The sequence below is a fragment of the Variovorax sp. J2P1-31 genome, from assembly GCF_030317215.1.
Lineage (GTDB): Bacteria > Pseudomonadota > Gammaproteobacteria > Burkholderiales > Burkholderiaceae_C > Variovorax.
Genome location: NZ_JASZYA010000001.1, coordinates 1,957,012 through 1,980,691, shown reverse-complemented (window position 1 = coordinate 1,980,691; position 23,680 = coordinate 1,957,012). Strand labels below are relative to the sequence as shown.

Annotated in this window: 22 protein-coding genes, 1 pseudogene and 1 riboswitch; of the genes and pseudogenes, 18 read left to right on the top strand and 5 right to left on the bottom strand. The window is 72.7% G+C overall.

The annotated features are described in order from the left end of the window. Window positions 1-266: 266 nt before the first annotated feature. Together QTI20_RS09175 and QTI20_RS09170 are read right to left on the bottom strand one after the other, a co-directional pair. Window positions 267-602 carry a cell division protein ZapA gene (locus QTI20_RS09175; RefSeq protein ID WP_286548322.1) on the bottom strand — a complete coding sequence of 112 codons (336 nt, stop codon included), beginning with the start codon at window positions 600-602 and terminating at the stop codon, window positions 267-269. After that, window positions 599-823, bottom strand: a complete 225-nt coding sequence (locus QTI20_RS09170) for a DUF904 domain-containing protein (RefSeq protein ID WP_183023534.1) — start codon at window positions 821-823, stop codon at window positions 599-601. Before QTI20_RS09170 ends, QTI20_RS09175 begins: the two co-directional genes overlap by 4 nt. Window positions 824-844: 21 nt before the next feature. Beyond that, window positions 845-1,085: riboswitch (cobalamin riboswitch) on the top strand. A gap of 83 nt (window positions 1,086-1,168) precedes the next feature. Between QTI20_RS09170 and QTI20_RS09165 the strand changes: the two genes are divergently transcribed. The 16 genes and pseudogenes from QTI20_RS09165 to QTI20_RS09090 all read left to right on the top strand — a co-directional run bounded on the left by QTI20_RS09165 (window position 1,169) and on the right by QTI20_RS09090 (window position 18,954). Next, window positions 1,169-3,124, top strand: a complete 1,956-nt coding sequence (locus tag QTI20_RS09165; RefSeq protein WP_286548323.1) for a TonB-dependent receptor domain-containing protein — start codon at window positions 1,169-1,171, stop codon at window positions 3,122-3,124. After that, entirely contained in the window at window positions 3,109-4,458 is a 1,350-nt protein-coding gene (locus QTI20_RS09160) for a cobyrinic acid a,c-diamide synthase CobB (RefSeq protein WP_286548324.1), read from the top strand. The genes QTI20_RS09165 and QTI20_RS09160 overlap by 16 nt, the downstream gene beginning before the upstream one ends. Then, on the top strand, window positions 4,445-5,005 hold the full coding sequence (locus tag QTI20_RS09155) for a bifunctional adenosylcobinamide kinase/adenosylcobinamide-phosphate guanylyltransferase (protein WP_286548325.1): 561 nt from the start codon (window positions 4,445-4,447) through the stop codon (window positions 5,003-5,005). Before QTI20_RS09160 ends, QTI20_RS09155 begins: the two co-directional genes overlap by 14 nt. After that, window positions 5,002-5,862: an ABC transporter substrate-binding protein gene (locus QTI20_RS09150; RefSeq protein ID WP_286548327.1), complete on the top strand. Its 861-nt coding sequence runs from the start codon at window positions 5,002-5,004 to the stop codon at window positions 5,860-5,862. Before QTI20_RS09155 ends, QTI20_RS09150 begins: the two co-directional genes overlap by 4 nt. After that, window positions 5,859-6,863 (top strand): FecCD family ABC transporter permease, encoded by a 1,005-nt coding sequence (locus QTI20_RS09145; protein WP_286548328.1) that lies wholly within the window; start codon window positions 5,859-5,861, stop codon window positions 6,861-6,863. The genes QTI20_RS09150 and QTI20_RS09145 overlap by 4 nt, the downstream gene beginning before the upstream one ends. A gap of 59 nt (window positions 6,864-6,922) precedes the next feature. After that, window positions 6,923-7,630, top strand: a pseudogene (locus QTI20_RS09140) (ABC transporter ATP-binding protein); the annotation flags it as partial. A 182-nt stretch (window positions 7,631-7,812) separates the two neighbouring features. Then, window positions 7,813-8,382, top strand: a complete 570-nt coding sequence (gene cobO / locus QTI20_RS09135; protein WP_286548332.1) for a cob(I)yrinic acid a,c-diamide adenosyltransferase — start codon at window positions 7,813-7,815, stop codon at window positions 8,380-8,382. A 132-nt stretch (window positions 8,383-8,514) separates the two neighbouring features. Continuing rightward, on the top strand, window positions 8,515-9,192 hold the full coding sequence (bluB, locus tag QTI20_RS09130; protein WP_286550954.1) for a 5,6-dimethylbenzimidazole synthase: 678 nt from the start codon (window positions 8,515-8,517) through the stop codon (window positions 9,190-9,192). Further along, window positions 9,192-9,665, top strand: coding sequence for a MotA/TolQ/ExbB proton channel family protein (locus tag QTI20_RS09125; protein ID WP_286548333.1), 474 nt, complete (start codon window positions 9,192-9,194; stop codon window positions 9,663-9,665). The genes bluB and QTI20_RS09125 overlap by 1 nt, the downstream gene beginning before the upstream one ends. Before the next feature lie 124 nt (window positions 9,666-9,789). Beyond that, window positions 9,790-10,143 (top strand): DUF2149 domain-containing protein, encoded by a 354-nt coding sequence (locus QTI20_RS09120; protein WP_183023543.1) that lies wholly within the window; start codon window positions 9,790-9,792, stop codon window positions 10,141-10,143. A gap of 17 nt (window positions 10,144-10,160) precedes the next feature. Next, window positions 10,161-14,159 (top strand): cobaltochelatase subunit CobN, encoded by a 3,999-nt coding sequence (gene cobN / locus QTI20_RS09115; RefSeq protein WP_286548335.1) that lies wholly within the window; start codon window positions 10,161-10,163, stop codon window positions 14,157-14,159. Then, window positions 14,156-15,094, top strand: coding sequence for an adenosylcobinamide-phosphate synthase CbiB (gene cbiB / locus QTI20_RS09110; protein WP_286548337.1), 939 nt, complete (start codon window positions 14,156-14,158; stop codon window positions 15,092-15,094). The genes cobN and cbiB overlap by 4 nt, the downstream gene beginning before the upstream one ends. Before the next feature lie 25 nt (window positions 15,095-15,119). Further along, a complete protein-coding gene (locus QTI20_RS09105) occupies window positions 15,120-16,130 on the top strand; it encodes an aminotransferase class I/II-fold pyridoxal phosphate-dependent enzyme (RefSeq protein WP_286548338.1) in 1,011 nt (336 codons plus the stop codon). A 47-nt stretch (window positions 16,131-16,177) separates the two neighbouring features. Next, the gene (locus QTI20_RS09100) at window positions 16,178-17,749 is read left to right on the top strand and encodes a sensor histidine kinase (RefSeq protein ID WP_286548339.1); all 1,572 of its coding nucleotides are present in this window, start codon (window positions 16,178-16,180) and stop codon (window positions 17,747-17,749) included. Next, window positions 17,746-18,342, top strand: coding sequence for a response regulator transcription factor (locus QTI20_RS09095; protein ID WP_286548341.1), 597 nt, complete (start codon window positions 17,746-17,748; stop codon window positions 18,340-18,342). The genes QTI20_RS09100 and QTI20_RS09095 overlap by 4 nt, the downstream gene beginning before the upstream one ends. 123 nt (window positions 18,343-18,465) lie before the next feature. Next, the gene (locus tag QTI20_RS09090; RefSeq protein WP_286548343.1) at window positions 18,466-18,954 is read left to right on the top strand and encodes a GlcG/HbpS family heme-binding protein; all 489 of its coding nucleotides are present in this window, start codon (window positions 18,466-18,468) and stop codon (window positions 18,952-18,954) included. 5 nt (window positions 18,955-18,959) lie between these two features. On the opposite strand, the gene QTI20_RS09085 is transcribed toward QTI20_RS09090, so the two are convergent. Continuing rightward, entirely contained in the window at window positions 18,960-19,136 is a 177-nt protein-coding gene (locus QTI20_RS09085) for a hypothetical protein (RefSeq protein WP_286548344.1), read from the bottom strand. 77 nt (window positions 19,137-19,213) lie between these two features. Beyond that, on the bottom strand, window positions 19,214-20,992 hold the full coding sequence (locus QTI20_RS09080) for a universal stress protein (RefSeq protein ID WP_286574181.1): 1,779 nt from the start codon (window positions 20,990-20,992) through the stop codon (window positions 19,214-19,216). Between QTI20_RS09080 and QTI20_RS09075 the strand changes: the two genes are divergently transcribed. Next, entirely contained in the window at window positions 20,977-21,537 is a 561-nt protein-coding gene (locus QTI20_RS09075; RefSeq protein WP_353621758.1) for an RNA polymerase sigma factor, read from the top strand. The genes QTI20_RS09080 and QTI20_RS09075 overlap by 16 nt on opposite strands. Window positions 21,538-21,544: 7 nt before the next feature. Here QTI20_RS09075 and QTI20_RS09070 read toward each other — a convergent pair whose 3' ends face one another. Next, window positions 21,545-22,459 (bottom strand): LysR family transcriptional regulator, encoded by a 915-nt coding sequence (locus tag QTI20_RS09070; protein WP_286548347.1) that lies wholly within the window; start codon window positions 22,457-22,459, stop codon window positions 21,545-21,547. A gap of 185 nt (window positions 22,460-22,644) precedes the next feature. Between QTI20_RS09070 and QTI20_RS09065 the strand changes: the two genes are divergently transcribed. Further along, a complete protein-coding gene (locus tag QTI20_RS09065) occupies window positions 22,645-23,541 on the top strand; it encodes an alpha/beta hydrolase (protein ID WP_286548348.1) in 897 nt (298 codons plus the stop codon). Window positions 23,542-23,680 lie beyond the last annotated feature (139 nt).

The window sequence follows — 23,680 nt, the reverse complement described above, 5'->3', positions numbered from 1 at the left end:
CGGCCCCGATCAAGGGGCCGTCGCCAGGAAAAAAGGTGTCTGCAGTGGGGTGCGCCGGACCCGCATCCTGAACCAGGGTTCAGGTGGGCGAGGGCAGCAGGACTTCGGGTTCATCTGACGCGAGATGATCACGCCCGTCAAGCGATGTACCAAGCCCGGCTCCGGAGAGCATTGGAACAAGGAAATATTAAGCCCGACGCGCACTGCAGACAGGCGTGATTTTACGCCTGCATCGACCCCGCCCGCGTGACCGCGCGGGCTTTTTGTCAGAGCAGGTGGTTGTCGCGCGCGAGCGCCTGGTCGAGGCGCTGCAGCAACTGCGCGGCGCGCTCGGCATCGTGCGCGCCGAGGGCGGCGGGCGCGGCTTCGGGCTCGGCGGGCGCAGGGGCTTCGGCCGCTTCGGGCTGCTGGCCCAGGTCGAAGGCCAGGTTCAGCGCCGCGAGCACCGCAATGCGGTCACGGGCCTTCACCTTGTTGGCGTCGCGGATCTTGCACATGGCGAGGTCGACGCGTTCGACCGCCTCGCGCAGCTGCGCTTCGCCGCCTTCGGGGCAGCCGAGCAGGTAACTCTGTCCCATGATCTGGACTTCGAGCTGTTTCATGGGGTGGCGGGATCCTGTGGCGGGTCGAGGGGCAGCCGCTCCAGGACCGCGTCGATGCGCGTGCGTGCGGCGGCGAGGCGCGACTTGAGCGCGTCGCGTTCGCGCGTCAGCGCATCGACCTGTTCCTGCAGCAGCGTGTTGGTGCGCTGAATTTCTTCGTGGCGCACGAGCAGACGTTCAACGCGCTCGGCAATCTGATCGATGGGGCTCTGTGCGGACATGGCTGCAGATTGTAGGGGCGCCTTAGAATCGCCCGCGTTGGTGCTCGCACCGCGGTTCACGCGGCGCAGTTCAACGGGAAGCAGGAACCAGAGCTCTTCGAGCCGCGGTCAGCCTGCGCTGCCCCCGCAACGGTCCAGCAGACGGCGCATTCACGCGCGCCGCTTTCGTCACTCAGCCACTGGGCGCCCTGAAACAGGCGCCTGGGAAGGCGACGACAGTCGTTCTGCCAGCCCGGATACCGGCCAACGAGGAGAGGGTGGGTGCGCGTGATGCGCGGCCGCCTTCGTGACGCCCACACGTCCGGCGGGGAAGCCGGACAGGGTTTTGTTCTCAAGTTCGTCCCCATGAAGAATCGTTTTTCTCCCGACGGCGCCCGCGCGCCGGTGTCCGTGCGTGTGCGCAGCGCCGCCTTGCCGCTGGCCGCCCTGAGCGCGGCCATTGCCGTGGCATGGCCCGGCCTGGCCCTGGCCCAGCAGCAGTCGCTGCCCGAGACCGTGGTCACGGCCACGCGCGTGGCGCAGCCGCTGTCGGACCTGACCTCGGACGTGTCCATCGTCGACCGCGAGACCATCGAGCGCAGCGGCGCCACCGGCGTGGCCGACGTGCTGGCGCGCCTGCCCGGCATCGAGATCAGCCGCAACGGCGGCATCGGCAACACCACCAGCGTGTTCATCCGCGGCGCCGAGTCGCGCTTCACCGCGGTCTACATCGACGGCGTGCGCATCGACTCGCAGTCCACCGGCGGCGCCGGCTGGGAAGGCATCCCGCTGGGGCAGATCGACCGCATCGAAGTCCTGCGCGGCCCGGCCGCGGCGGTCTACGGCTCCGATGCCATCGGCGGCGTGATCCAGCTGTTCACCAAGCGCGGCGAAGGCCCGGCCACGCCCTTCGTCGGCGTGGCGATCGGCAGCAACAAGCTGCGCAAGGCCGAGGCCGGCCTGAGCGGGACGGCGGGCGTGAACGGCGCCTTCGACTACTCGCTGGGCGTCTCGCACGAGGAGAGCGACGGCTTCAACATCCAGCCGCTCGAGAAGCGCAACCCGGTCAAGACCGCGCAGTACGCGGCCGACGGCTGGACCAGCCCCGACCGCGACGGCTACCGCAGCACCGCGGCCAATGCGCGCCTGGGCTTCCAGATCAATCCGGCGCACCGGCTCGAAGGCACCTTCCTCTACAGCGACATCGAGGCGCAGTACGACGCCTCGAAATCGGGCGCGCGCCCGCCGGCCGTGTTCCCCGACGACATCTCGACCAACACGCTGCGCACCGCGGGCGTGTCCTGGATCGCCAAGTGGACCGACAACTACACGACGCGGCTGCAGGTCACCGACAGCAAGACCACCTACCAGACCGACCCGAGCTTCTACCGCACCGAGACCGCGCTGCGCGGCTACCTGTTCCAGAACGAGCTGCACTTCGGCGCGCACCGCTTCACGGCCGCGCTCGAGCGCCGCGAGGACGATCTGGAGAACGCCGCCACCGCCTCGGCCAAGCTGCTGGCGCGCGATCGTTCGCAGGACGCGGTGTCGCTGGGCTACGGCTTCGTCCAGGGCCCGCACACGGTGCAGCTGCAGGCGCGCCGCGACGACGACAGCGAGTTCGGCGCCAAGACCACCGGCAGCGCGGCCTACGGCTATGCGATCACGCCGCAATGGCGTGCCACCGCTTCGGTCGGCACCGCCTTCCGCGTGCCCACGCTCTACCAGCGCTTCAGCGAGTACGGCGTGGCCAGCCTGCAGCCCGAGGAAAGCCGCAACGTCGAGCTGGGCCTGAACTGGACCTCGGGTGCCAGCAACGCCGGCGTGGTGGTCTACCGCAACAAGGTGCGCAACCTGATCACCTACGACGGCAGCGCCCGCGGCTGCCTCTCGAGCTTCGGCTGCTATGCCAACACCGCGCGCGCCGAGTACGAGGGCCTGACGCTGACCGCCGGCCACCGCATCGGCGACGTGACGCTGCGCGCCTCGGCCGACTTCCAGGACCCGCGCGACCTCGGCACCGACAAGCTGCTGGCCCGCCGCGCGCGCCGCCACGGCATGCTGGGCGCCGACTGGAAGGTCGCCGGCTGGACCTTGGGCGCGGAGGTGCAAACTTCGGGCATGCGCTACGACGATGCCGCCAACCTGCGCCGCCTGGGCGGCTACACCGTGCTCAACCTGGTCGCGAGCACGAAGCTCACGCCTTCGCTGACGCTGATCGGCCGGCTGGACAACGCGGGCGACAAGGACTATTCCTTCGCCCGCATCTACGCCACCGCGGGCCGCAGCGCCTACCTCGGGCTCAAGTGGTCGCCCCAGTAAGCCACAGCGCCACCTGCGCCGCCGTGCTCGTGGCCGCGCCCGCCTCCGGGCAGGGCAAGACCACGGTCACGGCCGCGCTGGCCCGCCTGCATGCACGCGCCGGGCGGCGCGTGCGCGTGTTCAAGTGCGGGCCCGATTTTCTCGATCCGCGCTGGCTCGCCATGGCCAGCGGGGCGCCCGTGCATTCGCTGGACCTCTGGATGAACGGCGAGGCCGATTGCCGCGCGCGCCTGCATGCCGCGGCGCGCGAGGCGGACCTGCTGATCGTCGAGGGCGTGATGGGCCTGTTCGACGGCACGCCGAGCGCGGCCGACCTGGCGGTGCATTTCGGCCTGCCGGTGCTGGCGGTGATCGACGCGCGCGCCATGGCCGGCACCTTCGGTGCGCTGGCCTATGGCCTGCAGCATTTCCAGCCCGGCCTGCCGTGGTTCGGCGTGCTGGCCAACCGCGTGGCGAGCGAACGGCATGCGGGCATGCTCGAAGGCGCGCTGCGCGATCCCGCGCACTGGCTGGGCGCGCTGCCCAAGGGCGAGGATTTCACGCTGCCCGAACGGCACCTGGGCCTGGTCGCGGCCGACGAGACGCAGGATGCGCTGGCCCGGCTCGATGCGGCGGCCGACGCGCTCGCGGCCACGCCGCTGGGGCGGCTGTCGGTGGCGCAGTTGCCGCAAGTCTGCTTCGAGGCGCCTGCGGCCGAAGCGATTGCGCCGTTGCTCGCGGGCCGCACCGTGGCGATCGCGCACGATGCCGCCTTCGCCTTCGTCTATCCGGCCAACCTCGAGGTGCTGCGTTCACTCGGGGCACGCCTTGAATTCTTTTCGCCTTTGGCCGGCGATGCTTTGCCGGAATGCGATGCGGTCTGGCTGCCCGGCGGCTACCCCGAACTGCATGCCGAACAATTGGCCGCCTGCGCGCCCTTGCGCGATGCACTGGTCGCGCATGTTGCGGCCGGCAAGCCGGTCTGGGCCGAGTGCGGCGGCATGATGGCCCTGTACGACACGCTGGTCACGGCCGACGGCCAATCCCACGCGATGTGGGGCCTGCTGCCGGGCCGCGTGACGGTGCAGAAGCGGCTCGCGGCCCTCGGGCCTCAGCAGCTGGCACTGGCCGGGCACAGCCTGCGCGGCCACACCTTCCACTACTCGCTCTGCGACACGCCGCAGCCCGTGGCGGCGCGCACCACGCGCCCGAACACCGACGCCGGCGGCGAAGCGGTCTATGTGCGCGGCACGTTGCGCGCGAGCTATTTCCACGCCTGGTTCGCCTCCAGTCCCGAAGCCACCGCGCGGCTGTTCGATGCCGCGCCGATCGGATTCCCGCATGACGACCGCTGAACGCGAATTCCTGCTCGGCGGCCAGAAGAGCGGCAAGTCCCGCCGCGCCGAGGAGCGCGCCGCCGCCTGGCTGGCCGCCTCGCCCGCGCACGACGCCGTGCTGATCGCCACCGCCACCGCCTGGGACGACGAGATGCGCGAACGCATCGCGCGCCACCAGGCCGACCGTGCCGAGCGCGTGCCGGGCCTGCGCACCGTCGAAGAGCCGGTGCGGCTGGCCGAGGCCCTCGCGGCCCACAGCGCGCCGGGCACGATGGTGCTGGTCGACTGCCTCACGCTGTGGCTGACGAACCTCACGATGCCGATGGAGGGCGCGGCCCACGATGCGGCGCAGGCCATCGCGGCGCTGCGGGCCGCCTTGCGCGCGGCGCGCGGCCCGGTGGTGCTGGTGGGCAACGAGATCGGCCTGGGCGTGATCCCGCTGGGCCGCGAGGTGCGCGCCTTCGTCGATGCGCTGGGCCGGCTCAACCAGGACGTCGCGGCCGAATGCGATCGCGTCACGCTGATGGCAGCAGGCCTGCCGCTGACCCTGAAGGAACCGACGTGAAGCGCTGGCTGCCCTGGCTGCTGCTCCTGCTGACGGGCCTCGCGCACGCGCAGCCGATCGAGATCACCGACGAGCGCGGCGTGCAGGTGAGCCTGCCGCGCGCGCCCCAGCGCATCGTCACCTTGCTGCCCTCGCTCACCGAATCGGTCTGCGCGCTGGGCGCCTGCGAGCGGCTGATCGGCGTCGACCGCTACTCGAATTCGCCGGCCTCGGTGCGCGCGCTGCCGCAGCTCGGCGGCGGCATCGATCCCAACGTCGAGGCCATCGTCGCGCTCAAGCCCGACGTGGTGCTGCTGGCCAAGTCCTCGCGCGTCACGCAGCGGCTCGAAACCCTGGGCCTCAAGGTGCTGGTGCTCGAGCCCAAGACCCATGCCGACGTCAAGCGCGTGCTCGACCAGCTGGGCCGCGTGCTGCAGGCCGACGACCCGCAGCGCGTCTGGCGCGCGATCGACGCCAGCGTGTCGGCGGCGGCGCAGTCGCTGTCGCCCGCGGCCAAGGCCACGCGCGTGTATTTCGAGGTCAACAGCGGCCCCTACGGCGCGGGCGAGAGCTCCTTCATCGGCGAGACGCTGACGCGGCTGGGCGTGAAGAACATCGTGCCCGCGGCGCTGGGCCCGTTCCCCAAGCTCAACCCCGAGTTCGTGGTGCGCGCCAATCCCGACCTGATCATGGTCAGCGTGCGCAGCGCCGCGGGCATGGAGCAGCGCCCCGGCTGGGCCAGCATCCGCGCGGTGCGCGACGGCCGCATCTGCCGCTTCGCGCCGGAGGAGTCCGACGTGCTGGTGCGGCCCGGCCCGCGCATGGGCGAAGCCGCGCGCATCATGGCCCGCTGCCTGGCCGACAAGGCGCCGAAATGATCCGTCACCGGCAACGCATCTGGCTGCTCGCGGCCGTGCTGATGCTGCTGTGCGCGGCCCTGCTGCTGCTGGGCGTGGGCATCGGCAGCACCGGTTTCGAGAGCGTGCTGGCCGCGCGCCACGACCCCATCGCACTGCAGATCGTGCAGGAGATCCGGCTGCCGCGCACGCTGGGCGCCTGGCTGGCCGGCGCCTTGCTGGGCCTCGCGGGCGCGGTGGCGCAGGGGCTGTTCCGCAATCCGCTGGCCGACCCCTACCTGCTGGGCAGCGCCTCGGGCGCCTCGCTGGGCGTGGCGCTGGCGCTCGCGCTGTTCGGGGCCTCGCCGTCGGCCACGCAGTGGCTGGTGCGCCTGGGCCTCACGGGCGCGGCCTTCGTGGGGGCGGTGCTGGCGGTGCTGCTCACGCTGATGCTCGCGCGCGGCGTGCAGCAGACGCTGCGGCTGCTCTTGGCCGGCGTGATCGTCGGCGTGGTGCTGGGCGCCGCGAAAGACCTGGTGACCATCGGCTCGGCCGACATCCTGCAGGCGCTGCAGGGCTTCATGCTGGGCGGTACCGGCCTGGTCGGCTGGAGCGCCTGCGCGGTGATGGCCGGGCTCGGCGCCATCTGCCTGCTCGCGGCCTGGGCGCTGGCCCCGGTGCTCGACGGCCTGGCGCTGGGCGAGGCGACCGCCGCCAGCCTGGGCCTGCCGCTGGGCGCGATGCGCGCGGCGCTGGTCGCGGTGCTGGCACTGGCCACCGGCACGGCCGTGGCCCAGACCGGGCTGATCGCCTTCGTCGGCCTGGCCGCGCCGCACCTGGTGCGCTCCATCGTCAAGACCACCCATGCCTGGCTGATCGTGCTGTCGGCCGTGATGGGCGGCCTGCTGCTGATGGCGGCCGACCTGCTGGCGCGCTGGCTCATCGCGCCGCAGGAATTGCCGGTGGGCGTGCTCACCGCCGTGCTGGGCGGCAGCTACCTGCTGTGGCTCATGCACCGGCGCGGACGCGGAGGCATCCGGTGAGCGCGGCCCTCGAAGCGCGCCGGGTCGACGCCGCGTTGGGCGGCACGCCGGTGCTGCACGCCATCGACCTGGCCATCGCGGCCGGCCGCTGGACCAGCATCGTCGGCCCCAACGGCGCCGGCAAGTCGACCCTGCTGCGCGTGCTCGCGGGCCTGCTGCCGCACGGTGGCGAGGTGCGGCTGTTCGACGCCTCGCTGCACGGCCTGCCGGGCCGCGTGCGGGCGCGACGCATGTCGTGGCTGGGGCAGGGTGGGGCGGGCGAGAGCAGCGCCGACGACCTGCTGGTCTACGACCTCGCGATGCTGGGCCGCATGCCGCACCAGCGCTGGCTCGCGCCGCCCAGCGAGGCCGACCGCGCCGCGGTCGAGCGCGCGCTGCGCAGCACCCAGGCCTGGGACTGGCGCGACCGTCCGCTGGGCCAGCTCTCGGGCGGCGAACGCCAGCGCGTGCTGCTCGCGCGCGCGCTCGCGGTCGAGGCCGAGGTGCTGCTGATGGACGAGCCGCTGGCCAACCTCGACCCGCCGCACCAGTCCGACTGGATGCAGACCATGCGCGCGCTGGTGGCCGAGGGCCGCACCGTGGTCAGCGTGCTGCACGAACTCTCGATGGCGCTGGCCGCCGATGCGCTGGTCGTGATGGACCGCGGCCGCATGGTGCACCACGGCGGCTGCAGCGACCCGGCCACCCATGCAGCGCTCGAGCAGGTGTTCGAGCACCGTGTTCGCGTGCATCGCGTGGCGGAACAATGGATTGCGTTGCCGACATGACATACGGGATCGGGATCGGACAGCCGGACGCAGAAGACGCGGAGGTTTCGCAGAAGGCGCAAAAGGAAAACCAAGACAAGTCTTTGAATGTCTTCTTCCGCGTCCTCTGCGAAACCTCTGCGTCTTCTGCGTCCGGCAACCCGCATTCCCGCCCTTCGAATTCGACCGCCTAGGAAACCAACATGCAAATCGAGACCCCACCCAGCGCCAAGCCCTACGAGAAGCCCGAGGGCGAACGCCGCGGCATCGTGATCGTCAACACCGGCGACGGCAAGGGCAAGAGCACGGCTGCCTTCGGCCTGGCGCTGCGCGCGCACGGCCGCGGCAAGGCCGTGAAGATCTGGCAGTTCATGAAGGTGCCGACCGCGCGCTTCGGCGAGCACCGGATGTTCGAGCACCTGGGCATCCCGATCGAAGGGCTGGGCGACGGCTTCAGCTGGAAGAGCCAGGACCTCGAGCGCTCGGGCCAGCTCGCGCGCGACGGCTGGCTGCGCGCCAAGGCCTCCATCCTGTCGGGCGAGTACTTCCTCGTGGTGCTCGACGAGATCACCTACCCGCTGATCTACGGCTGGCTGCCGCTGGACGACGTGCTGGCCACGCTGCGCGAGCGGCCCAAGCAGGTGCACGTGGCGCTCACCGGCCGCCGCTGCCCGCCCGAACTGATCGAGCTGGCCGACACCGTGACCGAGATGACCATGGTCAAGCATGCGTTCAAGGCCGGCATCCCGGCGCAGCGCGGCATCGAAGATTAGACATGTTGCACACCCCCAGGCTTGCCCACTTCGTGTGGCCTCCCTCCCCCTTGCAGGGGGCAACACCGGCGGCCCGGCGAAGCCGGTTCCGCGGTGTTCCTGGAAGAGAGGGCCAGGGTGCGACGCGTGAAGATGCCATTTGAGGCCGACGAGGCGCAGGCCGTCTACCGCGCGATCCGCGAGCGCCGCGACATGCGGCACTTCGCGGGCGGCGAGGTCGCGCCCGAGCTGCTGCGCCGGCTGCTCGAAGCGGCCCATCACGCGCCCAGCGTGGGCTTCATGCAGCCCTGGCGTTTCATCCGGGTGCGCGACGCGGCCCTGCGCGCGCAGCTGCATGCGCTGGTCGAGCAGGAGCGCGTGCGCACCGCGCAGGCGCTGGGCGAGCGCGAAGACGCATTCATGCGGCTCAAGGTCGAGGGCCTTCTCGATGCGGCCGAACTCATCGCCGTCACGCTGGCCGACGGCCGCGAGCAGCATGTGTTCGGCCGCCGCACCCTACCGCAGATGGACCTGGCCTCGGCCGCCTGCGCGATCCAGAACCTGTGGCTGGCCGCGCGCGTCGAGGGGCTGGGCATGGGCTGGGTCTCGCTGTTCGATCCGGTGCAGGTCGCGGCGCTGCTGGGGCTGCCCGCGGGCGCCGAGCCCATCGCGCTGCTGTGCCTGGGGCCGGTGCACGGCTTCTACGACGAACCGATGCTGCAGCGTGAACGCTGGGCGCAGCGCGCCCCGCTGGCATCGCTGGTGTTCGACGACCGCTGGGGCGCGGCCTCGGCGCTGTTCGATGCCGCGGAAGAAAAGGAGACTCCCTGATGCTGGCCTTCGATAGCGTGCTGTCCGAGCTCGCGCGCCTGTTCCTCTGGCCGGTCACGCTGGGCGTGCTGCTGTCCTTCGTCTACGCGGTGTGGAGCCTGGGCGCCTTCGCGGTCGAAGGGCTGCAGCGCCGGCGCGACCCCGCACGGGTGCTGGTGCTGCGCGCGGTGGCCGACCAGGGCCAGGAACAGATGGAGCTGGCGGTGCTCAAGTCGCTCGAGGGCGTGCGCCTGTGCAGCCGCGTCGCGCCCATGCTGGGCCTGATCGCGACCATGATCCCGATGGGCCCCGCGCTGGTCGCCGTGGCCTCGGGCCAGTCGCAGGGCGTGGCCCAGAGCCTGGCACCGGCCTTCGCGGCCGTGATCGTGGCGCTGGCCTCGGCCTCGATCACCTTCGTGGTCTACACCGTGCGCCGGCGCTGGCTGATGCGCGAACTGGTGACGGTGCTGGACGCACGCGACGCACTCGTATGAGCGCAGCGCCGGGCCGCCCCAAGCAAGCTCGCACCGCAGCGCGGAGCGCGGAGGTTTCCGAATGCGCAGCGCCGGGCCGCCCCAAGCAAGCTCGCACCGCAGCGCGGAGCGCGGAGGTTTCCGAATGACGCGTCGCCGCTTCAGCATTCTCGACAGCCTCGACGCCGAGGACGACGACCCGGTGCTGTCGACCATCAACCTGATCGACGTGTTCCTGGTCGTGATCGGCATGCTGATGATCGCGGTGATCGACAACCCGATGAACCCCTTCGCGCAGGACAAGCTGACGATCATCCGCCACGAGGGCCAGCCCGACATGGAGATCCTCACCAAGGAAGGCCAGAAGCTCACGCGCTTCAAGGCCAGCGGCGCGACCGGGCAGGGCGACGGCGAGAAGGCCGGCACCGCCTGGCGGCTCAAGGACGGCACCATGGTCTACGTGCCGGCCGACGCGACGCCGGTGCAGGGTTCGAAGTGATGCGCTGGTGGCTGGCCGTGTGCTTGCTCCTTTGCGGGCTGCAGCCGGTGCTGGCGCAGCCTTCGCCATCCCATGTCGTGCTGTTGAGCACGCCGCTGGTCTCGCCCGCGCGCCTCGCGCGGCTGCAGGGCGCCGCGGCCGAGGCCGGCCTCGCGCTGCAGGTGGTGTCGGCCGCGCGGGACACGCCCGAGACGCTGGCCGCGGCCTTGAAGGGCGCGCGCCTGCTCGTGGTCGATGCGCCGCACGCGAGCGTGGCGCAGGCCGCGGCCGCGCGCTTCGGTGAGATGGTCGCGCGCAGCGGCACGCCCTATGTGCTGATCGGCGAGTTCGGCCCGGTCGCGAAGGGGCAAGCCCTCGGCGCCGCGCCGCTGGCGGCCGAGCGCGGCGTGGACCCGGCCTGGGCGCAGCGGCTGCGCGCCTACTGGCGTTTCTCCGGCGCGGCGAACATCGCATCGGCCATGACGGCACTGGGCCGGGTCGGCGACATGGCCGGCCTGCCGCCGCCGGTCGAGCTGCCGCTGGCCGGCTTCTACCACCCGGGCTGGCCGCGCGTCGAAGGCGACATCGCGGCGCTCGACACACTGCCCGCCGCGGCCGGCGGCACAGTGGCCATTGCGGTCAACGGCGCCACGCTGACCGGCGACGACACGGCCTGGCTCGACCGGCTGATCGACAGCCTCGGCCAGCGCGGCCTGCGCGCCTATGCCTTCTACGGCCCGCGCCAGCAGGCCGACCTTTACTTCCGCATGACCCACGCCACGGCCGCCGACGGCGGTACGCGCCGCATCGCCGACCTGATCGTGAATGCCGCGCTGGTGTTCAACCCCAACGAGCGCAAGGCCGAGCTCGAACGCATCGGCGTGCCGGTGCTGCAGACCTTGCCCGCGCTGGCGATGAGCGCCGCGCAGTGGGAGGCCAGCCCCGACGGCCTCGCGCCCGGCGACGTCGCCTCCTACTACAGCCCCAGCGAGCTCGCGGGCATGACCGACGCGATGCTGGTCTCGGCGCGCGATCCGGCCACCGGCACGTTGCGGCCGCTGCCCGCGCAGATCGATGCGGTGGCCGACAAGGCGGCCGCGCTGCTGCGGCTGCAGCGCACGCCGCCGGCCGAGCGCCGCGTCGCGATGCTGGTCTACAACTACCCGCCGGGCGAGGCGAACTTCGGTGCGTCCTTCCTCAACGTGCCGCGCAGCATCGACCGCATGCTGGGCGCGATGCAGGCGGCCGGCTACCGTACCGGCGCGCCGGGCAGCGAGGCGCTGATCGCGCAGGTGCAGGCCACGATGCAGGCCTACTACCGCAGCGACGCACTGCAGCCGCTGCTGGCGCGGGACCTGGCCGCGAGCCTGCCGCTGGCGCGCTACCTCGCCTGGTTCCGCGCGCTGCCGGCCGCCACGCAGCAGCGCATCGAGGCCTACTGGGGGCCGCCCGAAACGTCGACCCTGCTGCGCACCGTCGACGGCGCGCCGGCCTTCGTGATCCCGCGCGTGCGCTTCGGCAACGTGGTGGTGCTGCGCCAGCCGCCGCGCTTCGAGCCCGGCACGACGGTGCGCGACCCGGCCGCGCAGGTCTACCACCGCTCGGCCGTGCCCTTGAGCCACAGCTATCTCGCGACCTACCTCTGGCTGCGCACCGCCTTCGGTGCCGGCGCGGTGGTGCATGTGGGCACGCATGGCACGGTCGAATGGTCAGCCGGCAAGGAGCGCGGCCTGTCGGCGCAGGACGATCCGCTGCTCGCGCTGGGCGACCTGCCCAACGTCTATCCCTACGTGATGGACAACCTCGGCGAAGCCACCACCGCCAAGCGCCGCGGCCGCGCGACCATGGTCAGCCATTCGACGCCGCTGTTCTCGCCGGCCGGCCTGCGGCCCGGCGTGCAGGCCATGCACGAGCGCCTGCACGACTGGGAGACGCTGGCGCCGGGCCCGGTGAAGCGCGCGCTCGAAGCGCAGCTGGCGACCGAGTTCATCGCCCAGCACTACGAGCGCGACCTGCAATGGACGCCCGCGCGCCTGCGCGCCGACTTCGCGGGCTTCGTCGCGGTGCTGCATCCCTACCTGGAAGAACTCGCGCAGACCGCGCAGCCCCTGGGCCTGGCCACCTTCGGCGAGACGCCGTCCCCCGAGCGCCGCCGGCTCACGCTGCTGCAGATCCTGCGCCAGCCGCTGCTGGCCGCGCTGGGCGAGGACCCGGAGGAGGCGGTGTTCGTCGAAGGCGACCGGCTCCTGGCGTCGGCCTCGGCGCGCTGGCTCGAACTGGCGGTGCGCGATCCGGAGGCCGCGGCCGCGCAAGGCCAGGGTCCGGCCGCGGTCGAGTCCCTGCGGGCGCTCGCGCTGCGCGCCCAACGGCTCGATGCACTGCTCGCCGACAACCAGGAGACCGCGGGCCTGCTGACCGCGCTCGACGGCCGCTACCTGGCCTCGCGCTACGGCGGCGATCCGGTGCGCAACCCCGACAGCCTGCCCACCGGGCGCAACCTCCACGGCTTCGACCCCAGCCGCGTGCCGACGCGGGCCGCCTGGTCGGTCGGCGCGGCCGCGCTCGACGCGTGGGTCGCGGAGCACGCGAGAACGCATGGCGGCCGCGCACCCGAGAAGATCGCCTTCACGCTCTGGGCCGGCGAGACGCTGCGCCACCAGGGGATGATGGAAAGCCAGGTCTTCCATGCGCTGGGCGTGCAGCCACGCTGGGACGAAGGTGGCCGCATCGTGGGCATCGACATCGTGCCCAGGGCCACGCTGGGGCGGCCGCGCATCGACGTGCTGCTGAGCGTGACCGGCTCCTACCGCGACCAGTTCCCGGCCGTGATGCGCTGGATCGACGAGGCCGTGCGGCAGGTCGCGGCCCTGGACGAAGCCGACAACGCGGTCGCGCGCCACAGCGCGGCGATGGTGCAGCGCCTGCGCACCCAGGGCGCTTCGGCCGACGAGGCGCGGCGCTGGTCGACGGCGCGCATCTTCTCCAACGCGCAGGGCAGCTACGGCGCCGGGCTGGAAGAGGCCGCGCTCGCGACCGCGCTCTGGACCGGCCAGCGCCGCGCGGGCGGCGATGCGCAGATGGCGCAGCTCTACATGGACCGCATGGGCCACGCCTACGGTGCCGGCCTCGAGGGCGCGCTGCGCCAGGGCGCCTATGCCGACAACCTGCGGCAGGTCGATGCCGCGCTGATGTCGCGCACCTCCAACCTCTACGGCGTGCTGACCAACGACGACCCCTTCCAGTACCTGGGCGGCATCGCGCAGGCGGTGCGCCAGCTCACGGGCAAGGACCCGGCGCTCTACGTGCAGAACCTGCGCAACGCGGCGGGCGAGGGCGGCGTGGTGCGCACCGACACCGCCGCCGGCGCCATCGCGCGCGAGATGCAGACCCGCTACCTGCATCCGCAATGGATCGCCGCCCAGCAGGCCGAGGGCTACAGCGGCACGCTGCAGGTGCTCAAGACCGCGCAGTTCCTCTGGGGGTGGCAGGTGACCGCACCTGGGACCGTGCGGCAGGACCAGTGGCAGTCGCTGCACGATGTGTACGTGCGCGACCGCTACCGGCTCGGTACGCGCGCCTGGCTCGAGGGCGCGAACCGCGCGGCCTTCGCGCAGACGCTCGAACGCATGCTCGACGCGGTCCGGCTCGACTACTGGCGGCCCGATGCCGCGACCCGGCGCGAACTCGCGCGGGCCTATGCCGAGGCCGCCAAGGCCAGCGGGCTGGTCGAGCGCCATGCGGGGGTGCAGCGCTTCGCGCAGGCGGTGCTGGCGCCCGCGGCCGTGCCTTCAGCCAATGCCCCGGTGCGGCCGGTGGAAGTGGCGCCGCCCGCCGCGGTCGAGGCGCCCGCCGACCCCGACGCGCCCCAGCGCGTGCAGGGCCTGCGCCTCGACGCGGTCACACCCACGCCGCCGCCCGTGCCGCCGGTGGTGCAGCGCCTGTGGGCCGCGTTCGGCGTGGCGCTGCTGCTGGCCTTCGGTGCGATCGCGCAATGGCGGCGCGGCCGCCGCACCGCCGCCGCGGAGGCGCGCGCATGACGGCCGCGGTCGCGATGGCCGCCGCGCTGCTGCTGGCACTGTGGATCGACCATGCCTTCGGCGAGCCGCCCGCGCGTTGGCATCCGGTGGTGTGGATGGGGCGCTACCTGGGCGCGGCGGGCCGGCGTATCGCGCCGCTCGCAGGCACGGCCGAAGCGCCGCGGGCCAAACCCTTCATCGCGGGCGCGTTGGCCTGGTGCGTGGGCGCCGGGGTCGTGGTGCTCGTCGCCTACCTGCTGCAGCGCTTGGCCGCCCAGCTGCCATCGGTGCTGGCCGCGCTGCTGCTCGGTCTGCTGCTCAAGCCGCTGCTGGCGTGGCGCATGCTGCGCGACGAAGTGCTGGCGGTCGAGGCCGCGCTGGTCGAATCGCTCGATGCGGGCCGGGCGCAACTCGCGCGCCTGGTGAGCCGCGACGTGAGCGCGCTGAGCGCGGCCGAGGTGCGCGAGAGCGCGATCGAGTCGCTGGCCGAGAACCTCAACGACTCGGTGGTCGCGCCCATCTTCTGGTTCGTGCTGGGCGGCCTGCCCGGCGCCGCGCTGTACCGCTTCGCGAACACCGCCGATGCGATGTGGGGCTACCGCGGCGAGCGCGGCGGCCGCATCTGGGAATGGGCGGGCAAGTGGGCCGCGCATGCCGACGACGTGCTGTCGTGGGTGCCCGCGCGGCTCACGGCGCTGCTGCTGCACGGGCCATGGCCGAGCGCTGCGCTGTGCCGCGAGGCGGCGCGCACGCCGTCGCCCAACAGCGGCTGGCCGATGGCGGCGATGGCGCTGCGGCTGGGCGTGCGGCTGGGCAAGCCGGGCGTCTATGTGCTCAATGCGGAGGGGCGTGCACCGGAACCGGCGGACCTGCCGATGGCGGCACGGCGGGGCGGCCGCGCGGTGCGCGTGATGGCCGTGCTGGCGGCCGTGGCCGCGGTGGCCATCCGCTGCTGAGGCGCGCTTGCGTATCCTCGGCCCGATGTCTTCTTCCTCCTTCCCGCCCATCGTGCACGGCGGCCCCGATGCGCTGGGCGTGCCGGCCCACGATTTTTCGAGCAACGGCAATGCCTGCGGCCCATGCCCGGCCGCGCTGGCGGCCCTGCAGGCGGCCGATGCCGAACACTATCCCGACCCGCACTACACGGCCTTGCGCGAGACGCTGGGCCGCTTCCATGGCGTCGACGCCTCGCGCATCGTGGTCGCGGCCAGTGCCAGCGAGTTCATCTTCCGCATCACCGCGGCCTTCGCCGCCCGCGGTGGCCGCTATGTGGTGCTGCCGCCGCACAGCTACGGCGACTACCGCCGCGCGGCGCGCGCCTGGGGGCTGACGGCGGTGGCGCGGGGCGCGCCGGTCGAGCCCGCGGCGCTGCACTGGTACTGCGAACCCTCGAGCCCGCTGGGGCAGGCCGAGCCGGCCTTCGGCGCGGGCATCGATGCGCTGCCGCCGGCGGCCTGCGGCGTGCTCGACCTGGCCTACGAACCCTTGCGCCTCGACGGCGCGCTGGACCTCGACGCCACGCAGCGCGACCGCGTCTGGCAGCTCTGGACGCCCAACAAGGCGATGGGCCTGACCGGCATCCGCGCGGCCTACGCGATCGCGCCGCGCGCCGACCGCACGCTGCACGAGGCGCTGCTGCAGATGGCGCCCTCGTGGCCGGCCGGCGTGCATGGCGTGGCCCTGCTCGAAGCCTGGACCCGGCCCGAGGCGCAGCAATGGCTGGCAGGCTGCCGCGCGACCTTGCGGCCCTGGAAGGCGCGCCAGCAGGCGCTGTGCGAGGACCTGGGCTGGACGGTGCTGCCCAGCGTGGGCAACTTCTTCGGCGTGCGCCCGGCCGAGGACGCCGTACCGGCCCTGGCCGCGGCGCTGCGCGCGCGGGGCGTCAAGGTGCGCGACGCGGCCTCCTTCGGCCTGCCCGAGGCGCTGCGACTGGCGGTGCTGCCGCCGGCCTCGCAGGAGGCCCTGCGCGCCGCAGTGCGCGAACTGGGCTGAGCCTCCGCATCGACACTGCCCGCGGGCTTGCGTACCATCGCCTGCCCATGGCCCTTTCCAACACCCTTGACGCGAAGACCGTTGCGCTGACCGCACCCCCCGTGCCGGCGGCGCCGGTGGCGGCATGGCCGTCCTGGCGCTGGCTGGCCGCCTGGCTGCTGCTCATGGTGCTGGGCGCCGCGCTGCTCGCGGGCTGGCGCTTCCACCAGCTGGGCCAGCGCTTCGACGACGAAGCGCGCACCCTGCATCGCACGATCGCGCAGCGGGTCGGCCAGCACGATGCGCACCTGACCAATCTGCACGCGATCGCGCAGCTCGACGACCCGCAGCGCGCCACCTTCCGCGCCGTGGCCTCGGCCATCCGGACCTTCTATCCGCGCATCGTGGCCATCGACCTGGTGCGCCTTTCGCCCACACCCGAGGTGCTGGCCTCGACCCGCGACGCCGGCGCCGCGCCGGTGCGGCTCGAGCTCGTGGCGCAGCGCGCGGCCACCCTGGGCGCGGGCAAGGCCGCCATGCTCGACGCGCCCGTGGGCACGGGCTACGCGATGGTCAAGCGCATCGGCGATGCACCCTTGAGCGCGCTGGTGCTGCAGATCGACGCGGCGCAACTGATCGCGCCCGACGGCCTGGCGCCCGCGCACACGGCCGCGTGGCTCACCGATGCGCACGGCACGGTCTTCGGCGGCCGGCCCGCCGACGCGGACGAGGGCTGGCCGCGCGCGCTGGGTTTCGCGCAGGGCCTGGGCAGCACCAGCCAGCCGCTGCAGCTGGTGCTGAGCCGCCGCCTGGGCTGGGCCGAGCTGCTGCCGGCCGGCGGCCTGCTCGCGCTGGCGATCGGCGGCGCGGCGCTGCTGTGGGCCGCGGGCAGCGTGCAGCGCGTGCGGCGCGCGCGCCGCGAGGCGGCCCGCCAGGCGCAGGAACTGCGGCTGGCCCATGCGATGCGCGTCAACGGGCTGGGCGAGATGGCCTCGGGCATCGCGCACGAGCTCACGCAGCCGCTGACCGCGATGCTCAGCCAGAGCCAGGCCGGATTGCGGCTCATCGAGCAGGGCGCCGACGCGGCGGCGATGGTGCCGATCCTGCAGGCCAACGTGCGGCTGGCGCGGCGTTCGGGCGACATCCTCGAGCGCATCCGTTCCTACGTGAGCCAGCGCGAGCCGGCGGTGGAAGCGGTGGCGCTCAATGCGCTGGTCGAGGGCGTGGCCGAACTCGTGCAGGCCGACCTGCGCGCGCGCGGCATCGCGCTCGAACTGGTGCTCGATCCCGCGGGCCCGGTGGTGCGCATCGACGCCATCTCGGTCGAGCAGGTGCTGCACAACCTGGTGCGCAACGCGGCCGAGGCGCTGGCGGGGCAGGACGGCGCGCGCATCACGGTGCGCACGCGATCCGATGCCGCTGGCGCGCAGGTCGCGGTGATCGACAACGGCCCGGGCATCGCGCCCGAGCAGCTGGCGCGCGTGTTCCAGCCCTTCTTCACCACCAAGGAGGGCGGCATGGGCCTGGGCCTGTCGCTGTGCGAGCGGCTGGTGGAGAACATCGGCGGGCGCATCGAGGCGCAGAGCACGCCGGGCGAGGGCAGCGTCTTCACCGTGCAGCTGAGGAAGGCCGCGCGATGACGCACCCGGTGTTCCTGATCGACGACGACGCCGACGTGCGCGAGGCCCTGGCGCTGCTGCTGCGCACCCTGGGCTATGCGGTGCAGGCCTTCGACGGCGCGGCCGCCTTCCTGCAGCGCGAGCCGGTCGGTGCGCAGGGCTGCGTGGTGACCGACGTGCGCATGGCCGGGCTCTCGGGCCTGCAGCTGCTCGAGCGGCTGCAGGCGGATCCGCAGCCGCTGCCGGTGGTGGTGATCACCGGCCACGGCGACGTGTCGGTGTGCCGGCGTGCGTTCCGCGGCGGGGCGGTGGATTTCCTCACCAAGCCGGTGGACGAACAGGCCCTGCTCGAGGCGGTGCAGGCCGGCATGGCGCGGCTCGAGGAGAGCGCGGCGCTGCAGGCGCAGCGCACGCAGGCCAGCGCCAAGCTCGAGCAGCTGAGCGCGCGCGAAGACGAGATCCTGCGGCTGATCGCCGACGGCCTGTCGACCAAGGAGATCGCGCGCCGGCTCGAACTCTCGCCACGCACCGTGGAAAAACACCGCGCCGGCATCGCCTTCAAGCTCGGCACGGGCTCGGTGGCGGAGATGGTGCGCGCGGTGCTGTCGCCCTGAGGGCGCAGCGACTGGGTAGAACTACCCAGCCGCGCGGGTAGCGCCACGGCTGTTCAGCGCGGGGCGCGAAATTTAGATTCCCTGCTGAGCCGGATGTCCCGGCTTCGCCTCAAGGAAATCCAAATGAACACCTCCCGTCTTCTGATCGCCGCCGCACTCGTCGCCGCCCCGCTGCTGGGCCAGGCCCAGGTCCTGCAGGAGCGCAACATCTCGCTGGCCCTCGCGCAGGAAATCGCGCAGTCGGCCGTGGCGGCCTGCACGCAGAAGGGCGTCAACGTGACGGCCACCGTGGTCGACCGCGCGGGCCTGGTGCGCGCCGTGCTGCGCGCCGACAACGCCGGCCCGCACACCGTCGAAGCCAGCCGCGCCAAGGCCTTCACCTCGGCCTCGACCCGCGCGCCCACGGCCAACCTGGGCGAGAACGCCCAGAAGAACCCGGGCGCCCAGTTCCTCAACGACATCCCCGGCTTCCTGCTGCTGGCCGGCGGCGTGCCGATCCGCGCGGGCAACGACGTGATCGGCGCGATCGGCGTGGGCGGCGCACCGGCCGGCAGCACCGACGCGGAATGCGCGGTGGCGGCGCTCGAGCTGGCCAAGGACAAGCTCAAGTAAGCAAGTCAGTCCTCGGTGCGCTCCTCGCCCGGCGCCTGGTCGAGCTTGGGGTTGCGCACCTTTTTCATGAGCTTCTCGCCCTCGGTGTCCTTGCCGTCGCTGGGCACCGCTTCCTCCTGGGTGATCTCGGGCTCCTCGTGCAGGGTGGCGGGCTTCTGCGGGGTGGCGGGGCTGTTCGTCATGCGGGTCTCCAAACGGGAAAGCACCAAGGTCGCAGCTTCCGGGGCCCGCGCGCTTCAGGCCATCGCGCCGATGCCCGTCAGCCAAAGCCGACAGCGCGCTCGGCGTCCAGCCGCTGCTTCGCGCGCGGCCGGGTCGCGGCCACCGCGTCTTCCGGCACCACCAGCACGTCGCTGCCGACGCAGCCCAGCAGCCGCTGCGCCGTGCCGGGGCACAGCCATTCCGCGAGCGGCGAGCGCCGCTGCCGCCCGATCACCACCAGGTCGGCGCGCAGGTAGTCCTGCTGGATCGCCAATTGGCGCGCCGGGTCGCCACGGCCGATGGCCGACATCACGCGGTTGCGCCGTGCGTCCGAGCCCCGGCCGAGCCCGGCCATGCGCGCGCGGGCCCGGTGCAGCCGTTCGCGCAGGTGGGCATCGATCACGGCTTCGGACACCGAGGCGTAGCGCAGCTTGGCCTCGTGCCCTTCGCCCAGCGCGTGGAACAGCGCAATCTCGGCCTGCGCATCGAAGCGGCCCGCGAGTTCGAGCAGCCGCTGCGATGCGGGGCCCAGGTCGACCGCCACCACGATGCGCTCGTAGTGGCGGCGCGGCCGCACGCGCGTGACCAGCACCAGGCAGCGGCACTGGCGCAGCAGCCGTTCCACGGGTTGGCCGAGCAGGCGCGCGCCCAGCGTCCGGTCGCGGCGATGGGCCAGCACCAGCAGATCCACGGACCGGGCTTCGTCGGCGATGTCCGCGACGCTGTTGACGGCCTGCTCGACCGTGCGGATCGCCAGCCCCAGCCGGCTGTTCATCTCGCGCGCCAGCTGGGCCAGGTGACTGGCGGCGCCCAGGCGCGGCGGGCTGCCGGCCGGACCGGCATACATCAGCTTGAGCGTCGCGCCGTGGGCCAGTGCCAGGCGCGCGGCGCGCTCCATCGCCAGGTTGCCGTCGATCGACAGGTCGGTCACGGCCAGGATCGATTGGATGTTCTGCATCGTCTTGTCTCTTTCGGTGACGGACGGCGCGCGCATTGCTTCGAACGAACGCGCGGCGGTCCATCGCATGCGGCGGCCCCGAAACCCACGGGACGGCCGCGACCGCGCGGGGCGGATGCCCGGCGGTCGATGGTTTGCGCGAAGGAGGAGAAAGGGGCGGACCGCCGGGCTCAGGGATGTCCGGCCGTCGGCCGGAGATCCGCCGTGCCCGCCATGTGGCGTCCACGCGGCAGGCCCGTCGCGAGGGACGGGCGCGGGCCGTCGAGAGGACGGCAGGACGCAGAGGAGGTGTGCACGCGCCCGAGTGTAGGAAGCCCGCGCGGGCGCGACAAGCAAAGGCCATGCGGCGTCTGCCGATATGCGCTCGCTGCGCCGATGTAACGAGGCCGCCTGCCAGACGCGCGCCTGCACCAGCCCCGCATAGCCTTCCGCGCCGAACAGCGCCGCCATGCCGGGCTGCGGTGGCGGCGCGGGGGCAGTGGCGAGGTTCTCCTTGAGCACGAAGGTCTGGCCCCATGGGGAGCTGCGCCGGTCCGCGGCCAGGCCCGAACCCTCGAGCAGGATCTGCAGTCCCGTCGCGGCCGAATGGCGGCCCTGCACCGCCGCCGAAAAGCGGCGACCGATGACCTCGCTGGGCAGCAGCACCGGCTGGCCGGTGGTGTCGGCATAGGCGTTCAAGGCCGCGGCCAGCGGCTGGGCGGGGATGTCGAAATCGAACCACGACGCCGCCGCCGATGCGAGCGTGCCGCGCGCCGTGTCCACGGGGCCCGGCGCGGCGTGCAGCGCCTCATCCGTTCCCCAGGCCGGCGCGGCCAGACCGCAGAGCAGCATCTGCAGGATGACCCGGTGACGGCTCACGCCGGCTGCTTGGGAACGCACCGCGAACCGTCCGCGCGCCCTGCCCGGCCGCGCGCGGGCGCACGCCCGCGCGGCTGCTGCGCCACCTGGGCTGCCCGGCGCTGGCCAGCGAATGCCTGCACGACGCCTGGCTGCGCCTGGGCGAGATGGACGTTCGCGCCGCGGTGCAGAACCCCGAGGCCTACGTCTACCGCGTGGCCTGCAATGCCGCGATGGACCGCATACGCAGCCAACGGCCGTGGCAGTACGCCGGCCTCGCGGACGATGCGCTGGACCATGTGGCCGACCCCGCGCCGGGGCCCGAGCACATCGCCGCCGACCGCTCCGAGCTGGCCGCGGTGGACCGGGCCATGGCCAGGCTGCCGCGCCGCCATCGCGCGGTGCTGCTCGGGCTGCGCCTGGACGAACTGAGCCGGCCCGAGGTCGCGCGCCGGCAGGGCATCTCGCTGCGCAGCGTGGACACCGCGCTGCGCCAGGCGCTGGACCACTGCGCGGGCGGCAGCGGCCGCGCGGTGCTGGCGGGGGTGAGCGCGCCCCGGCGCGCGCTGCGCTCGCCGCCGCCCTGAGCGGCACTCAGCCGCGCTGCATCTGCGGGTTCTGGGCGAACAGCTCGGCCGCCCAGTCGACGAAGGCCCGCACCTTGGCGCTCAGGTGGCGGTTGGGCGGGTAGACCACGTAGATCGGCAGCGGGTCGCGCGCCCAGTCGGCCAGCACCTCGACCAGCTCGCCGCTGTCGAGGTAGGGCCGGGCGATGACGGTCGCCATCTGCGCCACGCCCAGGCCGGCCACCACGGCCGCGGTGTGGGCGATGTTCTCGTTCACCGCCAGGCTGTAGGGCGCGGCCGGCTCGAAGTGCTCGCCGTCCTTGTTGAACTCCATCGGGAACATGCGCCGCGTGTTGCCGAAGAAATGGTTGACCACGCGGTGGTTGCGCTCCAGGTCGCGCGGATGCTGCGGTGCGCCATAGCGCTTCACGTAGGCGGCCGAGGCCACCGCGATCAGCGGCAGCTGGCCGATGCGGCGCGCCACCAGCGACTGGTCGGTGATCTCGCCGATGCGGATCACGCAGTCGACGTTGTCGGTCAGCAGGTCCACCACCCGGTCGCTCACGCCCATGTCGATCTGGATGTCGGGATAGCGCGCGTAGAAGGTGTCGAGCGCGGGGATCAGCAGCAGGGTGGCGGTGGACGAGCCCACGTCGATGCGCAGCCGGCCCGAGGGGTTGGCCTGCGCGTTGGTCATGCTGGCGTCGAGGTCGTCGAGGTCGGTCAGCAGCTGGGAGGCCCGCTCGTAATAGGCGGCGCCGTCGGGCGTGACCGTCACGCGGCGCGTGGTGCGGTTGAGCAGCTTGACGCGCACGCGCGCCTCCAGCGCCTGGATCTGCTTGGTGACCGTGCCCTTGGGCAGGGCCAGCGAATCGGCCGCGCGCGTGAAACTCCCGGTTTCCACGACGCGCGCAAACACCCGCATGGCCTGGATCTGATCCATGGGACTTTCCTCTCTCTGTCTTTATGGGGGGCGCAGCCCCCGCTGCGTGAGGGAATTCTCACACGCACACGAGGCCTCATTGTTGTTCCGATGGAAACGGTGAGGTGGCAAAGTGCCCGATTCAGGCTTGCCATTGGCCCGTACATTAATCCCATCGTTCTTCCACCTCCGCCTACAGGTTCACCATGTCCACCCGTTCATCGCCAAGCGCCACCGAACTGCCGGCCACTGCTGCACTGCAGGCGGTCGAGAGCGACATCACCATCGAGCTGCCCGGACGCGAACCGGTGGCGGCCCGCACCTACGGCGTGCGCAGCCAGCGCGGCGCGGGCGCCGAGACCGACCGCCCGCTGGTGCTGCACTTCCATGGCGGCAACTTCGCCTGCGGCGACCTCGACGACGGCCGCAGCGTGGCGCGGATGCTGGTGAGCGCGGGCGCGACCGTGGTGTCGATGGCCTATCCGCTGGCGCCGCTGCATCCCTTCCCGGATGCGATCGAGGTGGGTTACGAGGCGCTGGAGTGGCTCTACAAGCAGCGCACTAAGCTGGCCGGCAAGGGCGCCCGCGTCTACCTGGCGGGCGAGGAGGCCGGCGGCAATCTGGCGGCCTCGCTGGCGCTGATCGCCCGCGACCGGGCCCATCCGCCGCTGTCGGGCCAGGTGCTGCTGTCGCCGATGCTCGACCCCTGCGCCGGCACCGCCTCGTTGCGCGAGGCCACGGGCGACGCCACCGGCTGCAAGTACACCGAGGGCTGGCAGAAGTACCTGCGCTGTCCGCGCGATGCCGAGCATCCGTACGCGGTGCCGGGTTCCTCGCGCCGCCTGGCCGACCTCGCGCCCACGCTGGTGCTGGTGGGCAAGGACGACCCGATGCGCGACGAGGCCGTGGCCTATGCGAAGCGGCTCGAGGGCGCCGGCATCCCGGTGCGCAGCGAGGTGCTGAGCTGCGCGGAGGGCTGGCCCGACGCGCTGACCGATCCCGCGACGGGCTCCGAATGCCCGGGCGCCGGTGCGGTGACGCAGCAGTTCCGCGACTTCTTCGAGGCGACGCGCGCACCCGTCGCGCCGCAACCGCCGCACTAGGCGCTGGCCGGTGACTGCAACGCAGCGCACCGGCACTGAACCCCACTGAACCGATTTCGGCAGCCGGCGACCCCGGCCGCCAGCCCTTTTGTCGCCCGACGTACCGCGCCGGGTGGCGCTTCGCATCTCCAGAAACATC